Origin of the sequence: Erwinia piriflorinigrans CFBP 5888, assembly GCF_001050515.1 — a bacterium.
Taxonomy (GTDB): Bacteria; Pseudomonadota; Gammaproteobacteria; order Enterobacterales; family Enterobacteriaceae; genus Erwinia; species Erwinia piriflorinigrans.
Map to the genome: position 1 here is coordinate 320770 of NZ_CAHS01000014.1, position 18226 is coordinate 338995.

General features: G+C 54.3%; 17 protein-coding genes. 16 read left to right on the top strand and 1 reads right to left on the bottom strand.

What is annotated here, in order from left to right; translation table 11 throughout:
* The first annotated feature begins 5 nt into the window (after positions 1 to 5).
* The 16 genes from fabG (at position 6) to EPIR_RS07705 (ending at position 14529) form a co-directional block, all read left to right on the top strand.
* Complete coding sequence (gene fabG / locus EPIR_RS07630; RefSeq protein WP_023654761.1) at positions 6 to 740, top strand: 3-oxoacyl-ACP reductase FabG; 735 nt, start codon at positions 6 to 8, stop codon at positions 738 to 740.
* Between the two features lie 154 nt (positions 741 to 894).
* Complete coding sequence (gene acpP / locus EPIR_RS07635; protein ID WP_004157115.1) at positions 895 to 1131, top strand: acyl carrier protein; 237 nt, start codon at positions 895 to 897, stop codon at positions 1129 to 1131.
* 88 nt (positions 1132 to 1219) lie between these two features.
* Positions 1220 to 2461, top strand: a complete 1242-nt coding sequence (gene fabF / locus EPIR_RS07640) for a beta-ketoacyl-ACP synthase II (RefSeq protein WP_023654762.1) — start codon at positions 1220 to 1222, stop codon at positions 2459 to 2461.
* A 161-nt stretch (positions 2462 to 2622) separates the two neighbouring features.
* The gene (gene pabC, locus EPIR_RS07645) at positions 2623 to 3435 is read left to right on the top strand and encodes an aminodeoxychorismate lyase (RefSeq protein WP_023654763.1); all 813 of its coding nucleotides are present in this window, start codon (positions 2623 to 2625) and stop codon (positions 3433 to 3435) included.
* Complete coding sequence (gene mltG, locus EPIR_RS07650; protein WP_023654764.1) at positions 3435 to 4460, top strand: endolytic transglycosylase MltG; 1026 nt, start codon at positions 3435 to 3437, stop codon at positions 4458 to 4460. Before pabC ends, mltG begins: the two co-directional genes overlap by 1 nt.
* Positions 4450 to 5082, top strand: coding sequence for a dTMP kinase (gene tmk / locus EPIR_RS07655; RefSeq protein ID WP_023654765.1), 633 nt, complete (start codon positions 4450 to 4452; stop codon positions 5080 to 5082). The genes mltG and tmk overlap by 11 nt, the downstream gene beginning before the upstream one ends.
* Positions 5079 to 6083 (top strand): DNA polymerase III subunit delta', encoded by a 1005-nt coding sequence (holB, locus tag EPIR_RS07660; protein ID WP_023654766.1) that lies wholly within the window; start codon positions 5079 to 5081, stop codon positions 6081 to 6083. The genes tmk and holB overlap by 4 nt, the downstream gene beginning before the upstream one ends.
* A 5-nt stretch (positions 6084 to 6088) precedes the next feature.
* Positions 6089 to 6880 carry a metal-dependent hydrolase gene (locus EPIR_RS07665; protein WP_023654767.1) on the top strand — a complete coding sequence of 264 codons (792 nt, stop codon included), beginning with the start codon at positions 6089 to 6091 and terminating at the stop codon, positions 6878 to 6880.
* A 313-nt stretch (positions 6881 to 7193) separates the two neighbouring features.
* Positions 7194 to 8627 (top strand): PTS glucose transporter subunit IIBC, encoded by a 1434-nt coding sequence (ptsG, locus tag EPIR_RS07670; protein ID WP_023654768.1) that lies wholly within the window; start codon positions 7194 to 7196, stop codon positions 8625 to 8627.
* 177 nt (positions 8628 to 8804) lie between these two features.
* The gene (gene hinT, locus EPIR_RS07675; protein WP_023654769.1) at positions 8805 to 9155 is read left to right on the top strand and encodes a purine nucleoside phosphoramidase; all 351 of its coding nucleotides are present in this window, start codon (positions 8805 to 8807) and stop codon (positions 9153 to 9155) included.
* A gap of 26 nt (positions 9156 to 9181) precedes the next feature.
* The gene (locus EPIR_RS07680) at positions 9182 to 9565 is read left to right on the top strand and encodes a YcfL family putative periplasmic lipoprotein (RefSeq protein ID WP_023654770.1); all 384 of its coding nucleotides are present in this window, start codon (positions 9182 to 9184) and stop codon (positions 9563 to 9565) included.
* A complete protein-coding gene (gene lpoB / locus EPIR_RS07685) occupies positions 9562 to 10152 on the top strand; it encodes a penicillin-binding protein activator LpoB (protein WP_023654771.1) in 591 nt (196 codons plus the stop codon). Before EPIR_RS07680 ends, lpoB begins: the two co-directional genes overlap by 4 nt.
* Entirely contained in the window at positions 10136 to 10978 is an 843-nt protein-coding gene (gene thiK, locus EPIR_RS07690; RefSeq protein ID WP_023654772.1) for a thiamine kinase, read from the top strand. The genes lpoB and thiK overlap by 17 nt, the downstream gene beginning before the upstream one ends.
* A gap of 22 nt (positions 10979 to 11000) precedes the next feature.
* The gene (nagZ, locus tag EPIR_RS07695) at positions 11001 to 12029 is read left to right on the top strand and encodes a beta-N-acetylhexosaminidase (protein WP_023654773.1); all 1029 of its coding nucleotides are present in this window, start codon (positions 11001 to 11003) and stop codon (positions 12027 to 12029) included.
* Between the two features lie 368 nt (positions 12030 to 12397).
* Positions 12398 to 13702: an NAD(P)/FAD-dependent oxidoreductase gene (locus tag EPIR_RS07700; protein ID WP_023654774.1), complete on the top strand. Its 1305-nt coding sequence runs from the start codon at positions 12398 to 12400 to the stop codon at positions 13700 to 13702.
* A 287-nt stretch (positions 13703 to 13989) separates the two neighbouring features.
* Positions 13990 to 14529, top strand: a complete 540-nt coding sequence (locus EPIR_RS07705) for a glycine zipper 2TM domain-containing protein (protein ID WP_023654775.1) — start codon at positions 13990 to 13992, stop codon at positions 14527 to 14529.
* 170 nt (positions 14530 to 14699) lie between these two features.
* On the opposite strand, the gene mfd is transcribed toward EPIR_RS07705, so the two are convergent.
* Positions 14700 to 18146 carry a transcription-repair coupling factor gene (gene mfd, locus EPIR_RS07710; RefSeq protein ID WP_023654776.1) on the bottom strand — a complete coding sequence of 1149 codons (3447 nt, stop codon included), beginning with the start codon at positions 18144 to 18146 and terminating at the stop codon, positions 14700 to 14702.
* Between the last annotated feature and the right edge of the window lie 80 nt (positions 18147 to 18226).

Consider the following 18226-nt stretch of genomic DNA (forward strand, 5'->3'; position numbering starts at 1 on the left):
ATAACATGAGCTTCGAAGGAAAAATCGCGCTGGTTACCGGTGCAAGTCGTGGTATCGGGCGTGCTATTGCAGAGACTCTGGTAGCGCGTGGTGCTAAAGTGGTGGGCACCGCGACCAGCCAAAGCGGTGCCGATGCCATCAGCAGTTATCTGGGTGATAGCGGCAAAGGCCTGCTGCTGAACGTAACCGACGCAGCTTCTATTGCGGACGTGTTAGAAAATATTCGCAGCGGGTTTGGCGAAGTGGACATTTTAGTCAATAATGCAGGCATCACGCGTGATAATCTTCTGATGCGTATGAAGGATGATGAGTGGCAGGATATTCTGGACACTAATCTGACTTCCGTATTCCGCTTGTCTAAAGCGGTAATGCGAGCAATGATGAAAAAACGCGCGGGTCGAATTATTACCATTGGCTCTGTAGTTGGAACAATGGGTAATGCGGGTCAGGCAAACTACGCGGCAGCAAAAGCGGGTTTGATTGGCTTTAGCAAGTCACTGGCACGCGAAATTGCGTCTCGTGGCATCACCGTTAACGTCGTGGCACCTGGTTTTATTGAAACCGACATGACGCGTGCGTTGAGCGAAGATCAACGTGCGGGCATTCTGGCGGAAGTCCCTGCAGGTCGCCTCGGCGGCGCGCAGGAAATCGCCAATGCTGTTGCATTTTTAGCCTCTGACGAGGCAGCGTACATCACTGGTGAGACGCTGCACGTCAATGGCGGAATGTATATGGTCTGATAATCACGAAAATGATTTGCGTTGTTTAGGGCAAAAGCCGCAAAATAGCGTAAAATCGTGGTTGGACCGACCGGGATTGAGTTGCATCTTTTTCAACATTTTATACACTACGAAAACCATCGCGAAAGCGAGTTTTGATAGGAAATTTAATAGTATGAGCACTATCGAAGAACGCGTTAAGAAAATCATTGGCGAGCAGCTGGGCGTTAAGCAGGAAGAAGTTGTTAATACTGCCTCTTTTGTGGAAGATCTGGGCGCTGATTCTCTTGATACCGTTGAGCTGGTAATGGCTCTGGAAGAAGAGTTTGATACCGAGATTCCGGACGAAGAAGCTGAGAAAATCACTACCGTTCAGGCTGCTATTGATTACATCAATGGTCACCAGGCGTAAGTGAGCATCTCCAGGCGGTCATTCGACCGCCTGTGTTTTATCTGAACATCCCACACAGTGTCAATCTTTCCCTCCCTGGAGGACGAACGTGTCTAAGCGTCGTGTAGTTGTGACTGGTCTTGGCATGTTGTCTCCTGTCGGCAATACCGTAGAGTCTACCTGGAATGCTCTTGTTGCCGGTCAGAGTGGCATCAGCCCGATCGACCATTTTGATACTAGTGCCTACGCAACGCGTTTTGCTGGCTTAGTAAAGGGTTTTAACTGTGATGACTTCATCTCGCGCAAAGATCAGCGCAAGATGGATGCCTTCATTCAATATGGAGTTGTCGCTGGCATTCAGGCTATGCAGGATTCCGGCTTGGAAATTACCGAAGAGAACGCTTGTCGTATTGGTGCTGCTATAGGCTCCGGTATCGGCGGTCTTGGTCTGATCGAAGAAAACCACACATCTCTGATCAACGGTGGTCCACGTAAAATTAGTCCGTTCTTCGTTCCCTCAACCATCGTTAATATGATTGCCGGGCACCTGACCATCATGTTTGGCATGAAAGGCCCCAGCATTTCTATCGCTACCGCCTGTACCTCTGGTGTTCATAACATCGGCCACGCAGCGCGTATTATTGCCTATAACGATGCTGACGTCATGCTGGCGGGTGGTGCCGAGAAAGGCAGTACGCCGCTTGGCGTTGGTGGTTTTGGTGCGGCTCGTGCACTCTCCACCCGCAACGACAATCCCCAAGCCGCAAGCCGTCCGTGGGATAAAGACCGTGACGGCTTTGTGCTGGGCGACGGTGCGGGTGTTGTGGTGCTCGAAGAGTATGAGCATGCGAAAAAGCGCGGTGCAAAAATCTATGCCGAAGTCGTAGGCTTTGGTATGAGCAGCGATGCTTATCACATGACATCTCCACCGGAAAACGGTGCCGGGGCAGCGCTGGCAGTAGTCAACGCACTGAAAGATGCGCAGCTCTCCGCAGAGAAAATTGGTTATATCAACGCACACGGCACTTCAACGCCTGCCGGAGATAAAGCTGAAGCTCAGGCGGTGAAATCCGTGTTCGGTGCTGGCGCACGCAGCATCATGGTGAGTTCGACCAAATCTATGACCGGTCACCTGTTAGGGGCGGCAGGGGCAGTAGAGTCGATCTTCAGCATCCTTGCATTGCGCGATCAGGTTGTACCGCCGACCATCAATCTGGATAATCCGGATGAAGGTTGTGACCTGGACTTTGTACCGCATACCGCACGTCAGACGAAGGGGCTGGAGTACGTACTCTGTAATTCTTTCGGTTTCGGTGGAACTAACGGTTCACTGATCTTCCGTAAAATCTGAGGATCGTCCTGCCTGATGATAAGGCCCGCATCTGCGGGCTTTTTTTTTAGGTTAGCCGGGATGAGTTCGTGTCACCAGCAGCGAACGTTCTGCGACAAATCAGATGATCCTGACACGTCAGACAGGTAATCTGACAAGGTATAAGATAACGGAGAGTAATCATGATATGGGTTAACGGCGAAGCGCGGGACACCGTCGAAGCCCGCGATCGCGCCGTCCAATTCGGTGACGGCTGCTTTACCACTGCGCGTGTTCAGCAGGGCGGCGTTCAGCGTTTGGCGGCACATTTGCAACGTTTGCAGCTGGGCTGTGAACGGCTGTTGATAAACGGGATCGACTGGCTCGCGCTGGAAGCAGAGATGATACAGGCCGCATTCAACTGCAACGAAGGTGTGTTAAAAGTCATTCTCACTCGTGGCGGCGGCGGGCGTGGTTACAGCGCGCAGGGGTGCCAAAATCCCACACGTATCCTCTCTCTGTCTGCTTATCCTGCACGTTACCATCAGCTGCGCCAACGTGGTGCCCGGCTGGCATTAAGTTCGCTGCGACTGGGAAAAAACCCCAGACTGGCGGGCATCAAACACCTTAATCGTCTTGAGCAAGTATTGATCCGCACGGAGCTTGAACAGACCAGTGCCGATGAGGCGCTGGTGCTTGACAGTGACGGCATGCTGGTGGAATGCTGTGCGGCTAATTTATTCTGGCGCGTGGGGAAACAGGTTTTTACCCCGGATTTAAGCGCCAGTGGCGTAAATGGTATTCAGCGTCAGCAGGTGATGCAGCTTGCCGCGCAACTCGGTTATACCCTAAGCGAAGTACGTGCCGGTATTGACGTGTTAGCCACGGCAGAAGAGGTGCTGATCACCAATGCGCTGATGCCGGTTTTGCCGGTTTATCAGGTCGAACAGTGGCATTTCGCCTCACGCCAGCTGTTTGAACTGCTCAACCCGATTGTGAACGACGTGGAAAATTGATGACTAAAAGCAAAAAGATCGCGCTGGCGCTGCTGGCGGCGGCAGTGTTAATTGTCGCTTATGGTTACTGGCAAACGCGCCAGTTCGCCGCTTCTCCTTTAACGATTGATCGTGAGACTATTTTCACGCTACCTGCGGGGGCGGGTCGTGTGGCGTTGGAGAATGAGCTGGAGTCGCAGCATATTATCAGTAGCACTCCGTGGTTCGGTATGCTGCTCAAGCTGGAGCCAGAACTGGCAAAATTTAAAGCCGGAACCTACCGCTTTACGCCGCAAATGGGCGTGCGCGAGATGTTGGCTCTGCTGGCAAGCGGTAAAGAAGCCCAGTTCCCATTGCGTTTCATCGAGGGATCCCGCATGCAAGAGTGGTTAAGCCAGCTTCGCAGCGCACCTTACCTGAAACACACGCTGGCGGACGATAAACTGACCACCGTGGCTGCTGCCCTGAAACTCAGTGGCGAACAGCAGGGAGTGGAAGGGTGGTTTTATCCCGACACCTATCTTTATACGGCCAACACCACCGACGTCGCGCTACTGAAACGTGCTTTTACCCGCATGGAAAAGCAGGTTGACAGCGAGTGGCAGGGAAAAATGGAGAATCTGCCGTACAAAAGCAAAAATGATATGCTGACTATGGCATCGATTGTTGAGAAAGAGACGGCTATAGGCACCGAACGTGGCAAAGTCGCTTCTGTGTTTATCAATCGCTTACGGCTGGGAATGCGCCTGCAAACCGATCCAACGGTAATTTATGGCATGGGCGACAGCTATCAGGGTGTTTTGACGCGTAAAAATCTGGAAACGCCATCGGCCTTCAATACCTATGTGATCAGTGGCCTGCCGCCAGCGCCGATAGCGATGCCGGGCAAGGCTTCTCTACAGGCGGCTGCGCATCCTGAGCAGACTGACTTCCTCTATTTTGTCGCCGATGGGAAAGGGGGTCATACCTTTACCACTAATCTGGCCAGCCACAATCAAGCCGTACAGGTTTACCGCCTGGCGCAGAGGGAAAAGAATGAAAAGTAAATTTATCGTTATTGAGGGCTTGGAAGGGGCAGGGAAAACCACGGCGCGTGACGCGGTCGTCCGTGAACTACAGCGCCACGGTATTAACGATATTATTTTTACCCGCGAGCCGGGCGGGACGCCGCTGGCGGAGAAACTGCGAGATTTGATCAAGCAGGGGATTGAAGGCGAACGTGTCACGGACAGCGCGGAGCTGTTGATGCTGTATGCCGCCCGCGTCCAGGTGGTGGAAAACGTGATTAAACCGGCGCTGGCGCGCGGAGCATGGGTCGTCGGGGATCGTCACGATCTCTCTTCCCAAGCCTATCAGGGCGGGGGCCGGGGCATGGACCTTGAGCTGATGAAATCTCTGAAACAGGCGGTACTGGGTGATTTCGCCCCTGATCTGACGCTGTACCTCGATGTTACCCCGCAAATCGGTTTGCAGCGCGCGCGCGCGCGCGGCGAACTTGACCGCATTGAGCAGGAGTCGCTCAACTTCTTCATCCGCACGCGCGAACGTTATCTGGCCCTGGCGTCGGCCGATAGTCGTATCAAAACCGTCGATGCCACGCAGTCGCTGGAGCAGGTGACTGCGGCTCTGCAACAGACGCTGAACCAGTGGTTGCAGGAACAGAAATGAACTGGTATCCGTGGCTCAACCACAGTTATAAGCAAATCATCGCGCAGCATGTTGCGCAGCGCGGCCATCATGCACTGCTGATTAAGGCGCTGCCGGGCATGGGGGACGCTGCACTTATCTGGGGGATCGGACGCTGGCTGATGTGCCGCCACCCGGACGGGCTGAAAAGCTGCGGAAAGTGTCATGCCTGTAAGCTGATGCAGGCAGGAACCCATCCTGACTGGTATCGGTTGGACGCGGAAAAAGGCAAAAACGCGCTGGGTATTGATGCGGTACGCAGCGTAACGGAAAAGCTTTACCATCATGCGCAGCAGGGTGGAGCGAAGGTGGTGTGGTTACCGGATGCGCAGCAGTTAACGGAAGCGGCCGCCAATGCACTGTTGAAAACCCTGGAAGAGCCGCCGAAAAATACCTGGTTTTTACTCAGCAGTCACGAACCATCCCGTCTGCTGCCCACGCTGCGCAGCCGCTGCCAGCTGTGGCATTTGCCCCCGCCTGATGAAGGGCAAAGCCTGCAATGGTTACAGAAGCACTGTGCGGCAAGCCTCAATGAGCGTAGCGCCGCCCTGCGTCTGTCTGCCGGTGCACCGGCGGCGGCTTTAGCACTGCTGGAAGAGAAAAACTGGCAGCAGCGGCTACAGGTGTGCGACTCGCTTCCAGCGGCACTGTCGGGCGATGTGCTGAGCTTAATGTCGGTGTTTCATCATGATGATGTGGCGCAGCGCATCGGCTGGTTATGTTCACTGCTGGTGGATGCGGTGAAATGGCAGCAGGGCGGCGGGCAGTTTATCAGTAATATTGACCAGCAGGCATTGGTTATTCATCTTGCCAGCCTGTTACCGACCAGCGCGCTTGATGCCAGTCTGCGTCAATGGATCGTCTGCCGCGATCGGCTGTTGACGGTGGTGGCGGTCAACCGCGAGCTGTTGCTGACGGAACAGTTGTTAAGCTGGGAAAGCATCATTAAGCCGGTATTTTCCGGTTCAGCGCTTAAAGAGTAAATATTATGTTTTTAGTTGATTCCCACTGCCATCTTGATGGTTTGAATTATGAAACCCTGCATCAGGATGTGTCTGACGTGCTGGCGAAAGCGGCGGCGCGTGATGTGAAATTTATGCTGGCGGTTGCCACAACCTTACCGGGCTATAAGGCGATGGTCGAATTGATTGGCGATCGGCCAAACGTAGCTTACTCCTGCGGTGTGCATCCTCTCGAACAGCAGCAGGAGTATGATTTTGCCGAGCTGCGCCTGCTGGCCGCCGATCCTCGCGTGGTGGCGATGGGGGAAACCGGGCTGGACTACTTTTATCAGGAAGAGACCAAATTGCGTCAGCAGGCCTCATTCCGCGAGCATATCCGTGTTGGACGCGATTTGAACAAACCGGTCATTGTGCATACGCGGGATGCGCGTGAGGATACGCTGGCCATCTTGAAAGAAGAAGAGGTTGAAGGCTGCGGTGGGGTGCTGCACTGCTTTACTGAAGATCGTCAGACGGCTGAGAAGCTGTTAGATATGGGTTTTTATATCTCGTTTTCCGGTATTGCCACCTTCCGCAATGCTGAACAAATCCGTGAAGCCGCACGCTATGTGCCGCTGGATCGTATGCTGGTGGAAACCGACTCGCCGTACCTTGCTCCTGTCCCCCACCGGGGTAAAGAGAATCAGCCTGCTTATACTCGCGACGTGGCGGAATATATGGCGGTGGTTAAAGGGGTAACGATTGAGGAAATGGCGCGGGCAACGACGGAAAACTTCTCACGTCTCTTCCACGTGCCGATGTCGCGCCTCGCGGGCTGATGGCCGCGCAGAATAAATATTATATCTCGTAATTAACCGACAAAAGTCGTAAAGTGCAGCGCCTTAAACGTGGCTCTGTGCTTTTTCTGTGTTAAAAGCTCGCATTTATAGCCATTGGGTAATAAGAAAACCGCACGCGTTCAACGAAACGTGATAGCCATCAAACAAATTTTAGCGTAATTATTTTACGCTTCGTAATAAATACCGAGAGCGCAAAGCGCTCCACCTGCAAAGGGTCCTCCCCCTTTGCCACGCCCAGTGTCCTTGATACATTGCGCGTACAAAAAGCACACATACTCAGGAGCTTTACACTATGTTCAAAAATGCATTTGCAAACCTGCAAAAGGTCGGTAAATCGCTGATGCTGCCCGTATCGGTACTGCCGATTGCGGGTATTCTGCTAGGCGTTGGGTCGGCCAATTTTACCTGGTTGCCTGCGGTCGTATCCCATGTCATGGCGGAAGCGGGTGGATCGGTGTTCGCCAATATGCCGCTGATTTTCGCTATCGGCGTTGCGTTAGGCTTTACCAATAATGACGGGGTTTCGGCCCTGGCGGCCGTTGTCGCCTACGGCATTATGGTGAAAACGATGGCGGTTGTCGCGCCACTGGTATTGCATCTGTCTGCCGAAGAGATCGCGGCTCAGCACTTGGCGGATACCGGGGTACTGGGAGGCATTATTGCCGGCTCTATAGCTGCCTATATGTTTAACCGCTTCTACCGCATTCAGCTGCCTGAATACCTGGGCTTCTTCGCCGGTAAGCGCTTCGTTCCGATTATCTCCGGTCTGGCAGCGATTTTCCTCGGCGTTGTGCTCTCCTTTATCTGGCCACCGGTAGGTACAGCGATTCAGACATTCTCACAGTGGGCAGCGTATCAGAATCCGGTCGTGGCATTTGGCATCTACGGTGTGGTTGAGCGTTCACTGGTACCGTTCGGCCTGCACCATATCTGGAACGTTCCTTTCCAGATGCAGATTGGTGAATATACCAATGCTGCGGGGCAAGTATTCCACGGCGACATCCCGCGTTATATGGCAGGCGACCCGACGGCAGGTAAACTCTCCGGTGGCTTCCTGTTCAAAATGTATGGTCTGCCCGCAGCAGCCATTGCTATCTGGCATTCAGCTAAACCGGAAAACCGTGCCAAAGTGGGCGGTATCATGATCTCCGCTGCGCTGACCTCTTTCCTGACCGGTATCACCGAACCGATTGAATTCTCGTTCATGTTCGTGGCTCCGATCCTGTACGCTATTCACGCTATCCTGGCCGGTCTGGCATTCCCAATCTGTATTTTACTGGGCATGCGTGACGGAACCAGCTTCTCACATGGTCTGATTGACTTTGTGGTACTTAGCGGCAACAGCAGTAAAATCTGGCTATTCCCGATCGTCGGTATCATTTACGGTTTGGTTTACTACACCATCTTCAGGGTACTGATCGCTAAACTGAACCTGAAAACACCAGGTCGTGAAGACAGCACCAGCGATCGGGCTACCGGTTCAGCCAGTGAAATGGCCGCGAGTCTGGTTACGGCGTTTGGCGGTAAAGACAACATTACTAATCTGGATGCCTGCATCACCCGTTTGCGCGTCAGCGTAGCGGATGTGGCGAAAGTAGACCAGGCCGGCCTGAAGCAGCTTGGCGCCGCAGGTGTTGTGGTGGCAGGTTCTGGCGTTCAGGCTATCTTTGGTACGAAATCCGATAACCTGAAAACCGACATGGATGACTACATGCGTAACCATTAAAATGGGGCACAGGTCATCAAGGGGGAGCGGAAGCTCCCTTTTTTTTAGCCGTTGATCCGTCCTGAAAGCAGGGTAAAGCGATACCTTCAAGAAAGAAAAGTCACTTGCAGGTTGAAAAAACACGATTTTCTCGCTCATACTGCGATAACTTAACTCACAGCTGAAAGGATAGCAGGCATGGCTGAAGAAACTATTTTCAGTAAAATCATCCGTCGTGAAATTCCGGCCGATATTGTTTATCAGGATGAGCTGGTCACCGCGTTTCGCGATATCTCTCCACAGGCTCCGACCCATATTCTGCTTGTGCCGAATCTGTTGATCCCGACAGCAAATGATGTGGTCCCCGGACATGAAGCCGCGTTGGGCAGGATGATTACCGTCGCGGCGAAAATAGCCAAAGATGAGGGCATTGCAGAAGATGGCTACCGCCTGATCATGAACTGTAATAAGCACGGGGGGCAAGAGGTCTACCATATTCACCTGCACCTCGTTGGCGGCCGTCCATTAGGTCCCCTGCTGGCATTCTGAACGTCAACCCAAACGGACAAAACTCTATGCGGGCGAGTCTTATTGCCATCATGTTACCGGCCGCGCTAAGCGGTTGCAGCAGCAATCCCACTACCATCAATACTTCACAGTCGTTGGTGATGGAATCCGCCGTCTTGTCGGCCGGTATCACTACCGCTGCGCCGACGATTAATGAGTCGCAAGGGCAGCAACGCGCGTCAACCGTGCTGTTCAACCAGCAGGACAAACCGGTTCAGGTCAGCTACCGTTTCTACTGGTATGATGATAAGGGATTGGAAATACTGCCTTTTGAGCGGCCAAATACCCTGATAGTGCCCGCACAGGGTAAAGCCGACATCTCATCTCAAACCGGTAATCTCACGGCGAGTAAAGTTCGTCTCTACCTGTATTTGCAAGGAGTTATCAAATGAGCTCGACCATGATAAAGCGTTCAGGCGTGCTGATGTTGGCACTGATCCTGAGCGGTTGTATTAATCAGCAGCCGCAGAAGCCCGCACCGGTTGAACCTGTGCCACCGCCGGTGGTTGTGCCGGAACAGCCAAAACCAGAACCGGGCCAGAATGTGCCGCCGCCGCCGAAACTACAGACGTTGAACTGGTCAGCAACCGTGTCGCCACTGGTGGCGCAGATGCTGAAAACGGACGGTATCAGCGCGGGTAACGTGCTGCTGGTCGACAACGTCAAAAATAGTACAAATGGTAGTTTGCAAAGCGCCAAAGCGACAGATGCCCTGCAAAACTCGCTGGCTAACAATGGTCGGTTTACTCTGGTGACGCCACAGCAGCTGAAGGACGCCAGGCAAACCCTGGGTTTGTCGGTGGACGACAGCCTGGTTTCGCGCAGTAAAGCCATTGGTCTGGCGCGCTATGTCGGCGCTCAGTATGTGCTGTACAGCAATGCCGAAGGGGATATCAAATCACCTTCTCTGCAAATGCAGCTGATGCTGGTACAGACCGGCGAGATAATCTGGTCAGGTAGCGGTGACGTTGTGCACTGATCCCGCTCTTCAGCGTTTGCTGAAGCAACACTTTCCGGCCGCATCCGCTGCCGCTTCTTTTTTACCACTTGACGGGTTAAGCGGTTTCAGCCTGAAGGTTTCGCTGGCAGATACCACGTTGCTGGCCCGTCGGCTGGCACACGGGGCGATGATGCCCGGCGTTGACCGCCAGCGTGAGTATCGGCTGCTGCGCAAGTTGAGTCGCAGCGGACAGGTGCCGCAGGTTCTTGGATGCAGTCGTGACTGGCTGTTGCTCAGCTGGCAACCGGGTGTCCCTCTCATGCCGCCGCAGCTGGTGGAGAACTTAGAGCCATTGGTCGGTGAAGTGGTGAAGCTGCACCGTCTGCCGTTGACGGGCTATCGTTTGCAGCTGCTGCCGCTGCTCATGAGTTACTGGCAGCGTAGCGATGCGCGGCGACGGAATAAGCACTGGCTGAGAGCATTACAACGCTGCCAACGTCTGCGTGAACCCCATCCATTACGTCTTGGCGTACTGCACATGGATATTCACAGCGGCAATCTGCTGGCTGACGGCGACAGGCTCAGGCTGATTGACTGGGAGTATGCCGGAGACGGTGATGTGGCACTGGAGCTGGCGGCGATGATCGCTGGCAACGGGCTGGATAGCGCACAACAACAGCGGCTGATAGCCTGCTACAGTCGGCTGCAACATATCGATGAAGAACGGCTGCACCAGCAGGCGGCACGCTGGCAACCGTGGCTTGAGCTGTTGGCAACCAGCTGGTACGAACTGCGCTGGCAGCAGAGCGGCGAACAATATTTTCATACGCTGGCAGCGGAAGGTTGGCAGCGTGTCACTGGCTAAGGGGTAAATTGTGGGACCGGTAATGTTAGATGTGCTCGGTTGCGAGCTGGATGCGGAAGAACGCGAAATTTTACAGCACCCGCTAACGGGGGGGCTGATCCTGTTTAGCCGCAACTATCATGACCCGGCGCAGCTGCGTGAGCTGGTACGACAGATCCGTGCTGCCTCGCGGCATCGGCTGGTGGTGGCGGTGGATCAGGAAGGCGGGCGCGTCCAGCGCTTTCGGGACGGTTTTACCCGGCTACCTGCGATGCAGGCATTTGCCGCGCTGAACCCATCACCAGAGGCCGAAAAGCTGGCGCAGCAGGCAGGCTGGTTAATGGCATCAGAGATGATTGCGATGGACATTGATATCAGTTTTGCTCCGGTACTGGACATTGGTCACGGCAGTGCGGCTATCGGCGAGCGTTCATTTCATGAAGATCCGGCCATCGCGTTGCAGATGGCGCGCTGCTTTATTCGCGGGATGCATGAAGCCGGCATGAAAACCACCGGTAAGCATTTCCCAGGGCATGGTGCCGTTAGTGCCGATTCGCATAAAGAGACGCCGCGAGACACACGCAGCGAAGCGGAAATCCGCCGGCATGATATGCCCATTTTTCAGCAGCTTATTGCCGAACAGGCGCTGGACGCGATTATGCCGGCCCATGTCATCTATACGGAAGTGGACCCGCGTCCCGCCAGCGGCTCATCGCACTGGTTAAAAACCGTATTGCGTCAGGAGCTGGGTTTTGACGGGGTGATTTTCTCCGACGATTTGTCGATGGAGGGCGCAGCGATTATGGGCAGCTACGCCGAGCGTGGGCAGGCGGCGCTGGATGCCGGATGCGATATGATTCTGGTGTGCAACAACCGGGAAGGTGCGATAAGCGTATTAGATAACCTGCCAGGGATGGAGGCGGAAAGGGTCGCCAGGCTTTATCACCGTGGAAACTTTACCCGTCAGCAGCTTATCGACTCGTCGCGCTGGAAAGAAACCAGCGCTGCCCTGGAGGGTTTACAGGCGCGCTGGCAGAACCACAAAGCCGCTGCGGGCAGCGGATCTTTTTAAACATCATTAACCCGGCAGGACTGGCTAACGCGGTAAATGTTCGCCAGTCCCCCATTGTTGAAAACCTTTATTTGGCATACCGTCAGACACGATGCCCCGCAACGCGTGAACCCGCACTCTCATCGACCTTATTTGACTTGTCTTTCTGCCCGGCAAGATCGCACTAAGGCAGATATTTTCACAGGTAATGCACTCCGGCCAACGCTGAGTGAGCTGATTAAATTGACTTGGATCAATTTTCGTAGAACAGATGATTTCCCCCGTGCTATTCTGGCTTCAGCTTGCGAATTAATATCGCCAACCCTATGTTAATTAAGGTTATTTCATTAACCTTTCATTAACGATTGGTTTACTTTTGAGGGGGTCGTTTGACAACACCTATGAAAAAAATTGTTATTGTCGGCGGAGGTGCCGGAGGTCTGGAGCTGGCTACTCAGCTGGGGCACAAGCTGGGGCGTAAGAAGAAAGCCCAGATCACGCTGGTGGATCGTAACCACAGTCATCTGTGGAAGCCATTACTTCACGAGGTGGCAACGGGTTCACTGGATGAAGGGATTGATGGCCTGAGTTATCTGGCGCATGCCCACAAGCACGGTTTCAGCTTCCAACTTGGCACACTGACCCAACTCGATCGCGAGAATAACCGACTTCAGCTGGCTGAAATTGTCGATGCACAGGGCGAAACGCTGGTTCCTCAACGCGAGCTGGAGTATGACACGCTGGTGATGGCGCTGGGCAGCACTTCCAATGACTTTGGTACGCCGGGAGTGAAGGATAACTGTATTTTCCTTGATAACCCGCATCAGGCGCGCCGCTTCCACAATGAAATACTTAACCTGTTCCTGAAATTCTCCGCCAGTGAGGGCAAGCAGGAAAAGGTGAATATCGCCATTGTGGGTGGGGGAGCAACCGGCGTTGAGCTGTCGGCAGAACTGCATAACGCAGTAAAACAGCTGCACAGCTATGGCTACAAAGGGTTGGATAGTCAGGCCCTGAACGTGACGCTGGTCGAAGCCGGTGAGCGTATTCTTCCCGCATTACCGCCACGCATCTCCGGTGCGGCGCACAGTGAACTGACTAAAATCGGCGTGCGGGTGCTGACGCAGACGATGGTCACCAGCGCAGAGAAAAAAGGTCTGCATACCAAGTCCGGTGAGTTTATCGATGCCGACCTGATGGTGTGGGCTGCGGGCATTAAGGCTCCTGACTTTATGAAAGAGATCGGCGGTCTGGAAACTAACCGTATCAATCAGCTGGTGGTTGAACCTACGTTACAGACCACGCGAGACCCGAATATTTATGCCATAGGCGACTGCGCTGCCTGCGCGCTGCCGTCAGGCGGTTTTGTTCCACCGCGTGCGCAGTCTGCACATCAGATGGCATCACGCGTGTTGGCGAACATACTGGCCGAGATGAAAGGGCAGGTTCAAAAGCCGTATGTTTATAAAGATCACGGCTCTTTGGTTTCATTGTCCCGTTTCAGCACCGTGGGAAGTCTGATGGGTAACCTGATGCGCGGTTCGATGATGGTAGAAGGGCGTATTGCGCGACTGGTCTATATCTCGCTGTACCGCATGCACCAAATTGCCCTGCACGGCTATTTCAAGACCGGATTAATGATGCTGGTTGGCAGTATTAACCGGGTGATCCGCCCGCGTCTGAAGCTACATTAATCTTTTGCCGCCTGCGGTATCAGTCATACCGGATAAAACGGCTTATTGCTTGAAGCAATAAGCCGTTGTTTATATATTAACCACTCCGCATTGCTAAGAACACTCTTAAATTATTGATCTTAATAAAGTGCCAGCGCTTTTTCTCCAAAAGTCTTATAGTCACATTCCCTTACCCGGTGCAAAATTCACTTAAATACCACGGCGCGGCGCGCACACCTGGTATGCCATAGCTGCCACTGAATGGCTTCAGGCAAGAATGCGCGGTAAATCTGTCAGGAGGTTTTCCTGTGAATAAATCAATGTTAGCGGGTGTAGGCATCGGTGTGGCGGCAGCATTGGGCGTTGCCGCCGTTGCCAGCATGAATGTGTTCAACAGCACACCACAGTATGCGCAGGTGCTTTCAGCGACTGAAATTAAGCAAACGTTGAAGAATCCACGTCAGGAGTGTCGCAACGTCACGCTCACCCATCGTCGCCCGGTACAGGATGAAAACCGTATCGCTGGCTCGGTATTAGGTGCGGTGGCAGGGGGCGTACTGGGCCACCAGTTTGGCGGAGGGCGCGGTCGTGATGTGGCTACGGTAGCGGGAGCGCTAGCCGGCGGGTACGGCGGTAACCAGGCGCAGGGCGCTTTGCAACAGCGGGATACTTACACCACCACTGAACAGCGTTGCAAAACCGTGTATGAGAAGCAGGAAAAAAGGCTGGGATATGACGTGACCTATAAGATTGGCGATCAGCAGGGCAAAATCCGTATGGATAACGATCCCGGTACGCGCATCCCACTCGACGGCAACGGTCAGCTCATACTGAGCGATAAAACCTGAACGCATAATCAGGTCGGAAAATAACATCTCGACAAGGTCAACGCTGTGGAACTTGTCTGGTGCGCTAAGATGGCTAATTTCAGGTTTTTTACATTTTATATAGAAAAGGGGCATGTGATGAACATGCCCCTTTTTACATCAGTCACAGCAGCGGCCCCACGGTCAGCCGGTTATGCGCTGGCGTTATCTACCATCCTGTTCATAAACTCACTCACCCATTTTATGCGCACTTTGCGTTCAGAGAGGTCGCGTATAAAGCGGATGCGCGTTGGCCCATCAAGACGCCAGTGCTGCGGTTCCTGCTGTAAAAGGCCGATCAGCCACGCGGGATCAACCTTGTTTTTTTCAGAAAACTCGACAAAGCCGCCTTTCTCACTGGCTTCGACTTTACGCACGCCCAGCTTTATCGCCGCCAGACGCAGCGCGGCAATGTCCAGCAGGTTGCGCGCCGCATCCGGCAACAATCCGAAACGGTCAATCAGCTCCACTTTCAGGTCGTCCAGATCGCCGCTCTGCCCGGCGCTGGCAATGCGTTTATAGAACGACAGGCGAGTATTGACGTCCGGGATGAAATCATCCGGCAACAGCGACGGCATACGCAGCTCAATGTCGGTCTGACTGCTGGTCAGGTCCTCCAGTGAAGGCTCGCGACCTTCCTTCAATGCATCAACGGCGTTTTCCAACAGCTCCATATAAAGCGAAAAGCCGATGGTTTCCATCTGGCCGCTCTGGCCATCACCGAGTAATTCACCGGCACCACGGATTTCCAGATCGTGCGTGGCGAGTGCGAATCCAGCCCCCAGATCCTCCAGCGAGGCTATCGCCTCCAGACGTTTATGCGCATCGGTCGTCATGGCTTTAGGATGTGGGGTCAGCAGCCAGGCATAGGCCTGGTGATGAGAACGCCCGACGCGCCCACGTAACTGATGCAGCTGGGCCAGTCCGAAGCGATCGGCGCGCTCAATAATGATGGTGTTAGCGGTCGGAATATCAATCCCTGTTTCGATGATGGTGGTACATACCAGTACGTTGAAGCGCTGATGGTGGAAATCATTCATCACCCGTTCCAGCTCACGCTCGCGCATCTGACCATGACCGATAGCCACCCGGGCTTCCGGCACCAGTTCGGACAGCCGTTGTGCGGCTTTCTCGATATTTTCCACATCGTTATACAGATAGTAAACCTGTCCGCCGCGCAGGACTTCACGCAGGATCGCCTCGCGCACCGCCAGGTCATCGTATTCGCGTACGAACGTTTTCACCGCCAGTCGGCGCGCCGGAGGCGTGGCAATGATCGACAGATCGCGCATTCCGCTCATCGCCATATTCAGCGTGCGCGGGATGGGGGTGGCGGTCAGGGTTAAAATATCAACGTCTGCACGCATCGCCTTGATGCGCTCTTTATGGCGTACGCCAAAACGATGCTCTTCATCGACAATCAGCAGGCCAAGATCGCGCCATTTAATTCCGTTTTGTAACAGCTTATGGGTGCCAATCAGAATATCGACCTTGCCTTCCTCTGCGTCTGCCAGCACCTGTGCCTGCTCTTTCGCCGTGCGGAAGCGTGACATCATCTCAATGCGTATCGGCCAGTTGGCAAAGCGATCGCGGAAGTTGTCGTAATGTTGCTGCGCCAGCAGGGTGGTTGGCACCAGCACCGCTACCTGCTTATGGTTTTCCACCGCGAGGAAAGCGGCACGCATGGCGACTTCGGTTTTACCAAAACCGACGTCGCCACAAACCAGGCGATCCATCGCCAGCGGCTGGCACATATCGCTCAGAACGGCATTGATCGCCTGTGCCTGGTCGACGGTGGTTTCGAACGGGAAACTTTCGCAGAACAGCTGATACTGTTGTTTATCATGTTTAAAGGCAAAGCCGGTTTTCGCCGCGCGCTGCGCATAGATGTCCAGCAGCTCTGCAGCCACGTCGCGCACTTTTTCAGCGGCTTTCTGCCGCGCACGGGACCAGGCATCACTGCCCAGCTTATGCAGCGGGGCGTTCTCTTCCGCTCCCCCGGCATAGCGGCTGATCAGATGCAGTGACGATACCGGTACGTACAGTTTTGCATCCCCGGCGTAGGCCAGCATCAAATATTCCGCCTGAATACCGCCGGTTTCCAACGTGGTCAGGCCAATGTAGCGTCCAACGCCATGTTCCAGATGCACGACCGGCTGACCGGGGTGAAGCTCCGCAAGGTTACGGATCAACACATCCGGGTTAATGGTGCGGCGGCTGTCCTGGCGTCGACGGCTGACTCGCTCGCCCAGCAGATCGCTTTCACAGATCAGTGCACGATTGCGCAAACCATCAATAAAACCATGTTCGCTGGCGCCGATTAACAGATAGTGCCCCGGCTCGTGCGCCTGCGGCAGAGAGTGGATTGCGTCCGGCTTAAGCTTAATGCGCGCCAACAGTTCCTGTAAGGTTTCCCGGCGGCCTTCACTTTCCACCGAAAACACCACCGGGCCGCTGAAGGATTCGAGAAATTGGCGTAGCGCATCCAGCGGTGCTTTCGCCTGAGCCTGTACGGCCAGGCTGGGCAACGCCGCATAATCCAGGTTGGTATTGCCGCTCTTCACGGGCAGCAGCTCGGTTTTGAGCCGTATGCGCGGCCACTGTTTCAGTTCACTGAACAGCTCATCGCTGCGTAACCACAAAGATGCAGGAGGCAATAGCGGGCGCATGGGATCGACACGGCGATTTTCATAACGCGCGTTTACATCCTGCCAGAAACGCTCGGCGCTCGCTTCCAAATCGCCTGAAATCACCAACAGGGTATTGGCGGGCAGGTAGCTGAACAGTGGCAGTAAGGGTTGTTCAAAAAACAGCGGTTGCCAGTACTCAATTCCGGCAGGCAGTGTGCCTTTACTTACCTGTTGGTAGATATGTTCAGCCTCACGGCGCACGTCAAAATGTTCACGCCACTGGCTACGAAACAGCTCGATGGCGTTTTTATCGGTTGGAAACTCATGGGCCGGCAGCAGGTTAATCGCCGCCACTTCCTCCAGAGTGCGCTGGCTGTCGATGTCGAACAGGCGCAGACTGTCGATCTCATCATCGAAAAAGTCGATGCGGTAAGGACGTTCGCTGCCCATAGGATAAAGATCGAGTAACGCGCCACGGGTGGCGAATTCGCCGTGTTCCATCACCTGATCGACGCTGCGGTAGCCCGCCTGTTCAAGCTGGGCTCGCAGCGTGTCACGCGACAGTCTCTGCCCTTTCTGCATCACCAGCGCGTGACCGTGCAGAAAATTGTGTGGGCAAACGCGCTGCATTAACGTATTGACCGGCAGTATCAAAATGCCGGCAGCCAGCGTGGGAAGCTGATAGAGGGTAGAAAGTCGGGAGGAGATGATCTCCTGGTGCGGTGAGAAGCTGTCGAAGGGCAGGGTTTCCCAATCTGCCAACGCCATGACCGGTTGGTCGGTAAACTGTTTGATTTCATCCTGAAGGCGCAGCGCATTTTGCATATCTTGTGCAATCAGCATAACCGGGCCGTGATGTCGTTCAGCTATTTCGGCACATTCAACGGCGCAGGCCGCGCCGGTCAGTTGGCCCAGCTGGCGCTGGTCACCTGCTCTCGACGGCAGGTCATAACGGTAGATTTCTGGCATAGTCAGTTAAACAGTCTCTTCGCAAAATGGGTATCGGTACCCCCGGCGTGCCGACGGTTCCGATTCAGCTAACAGAAGTA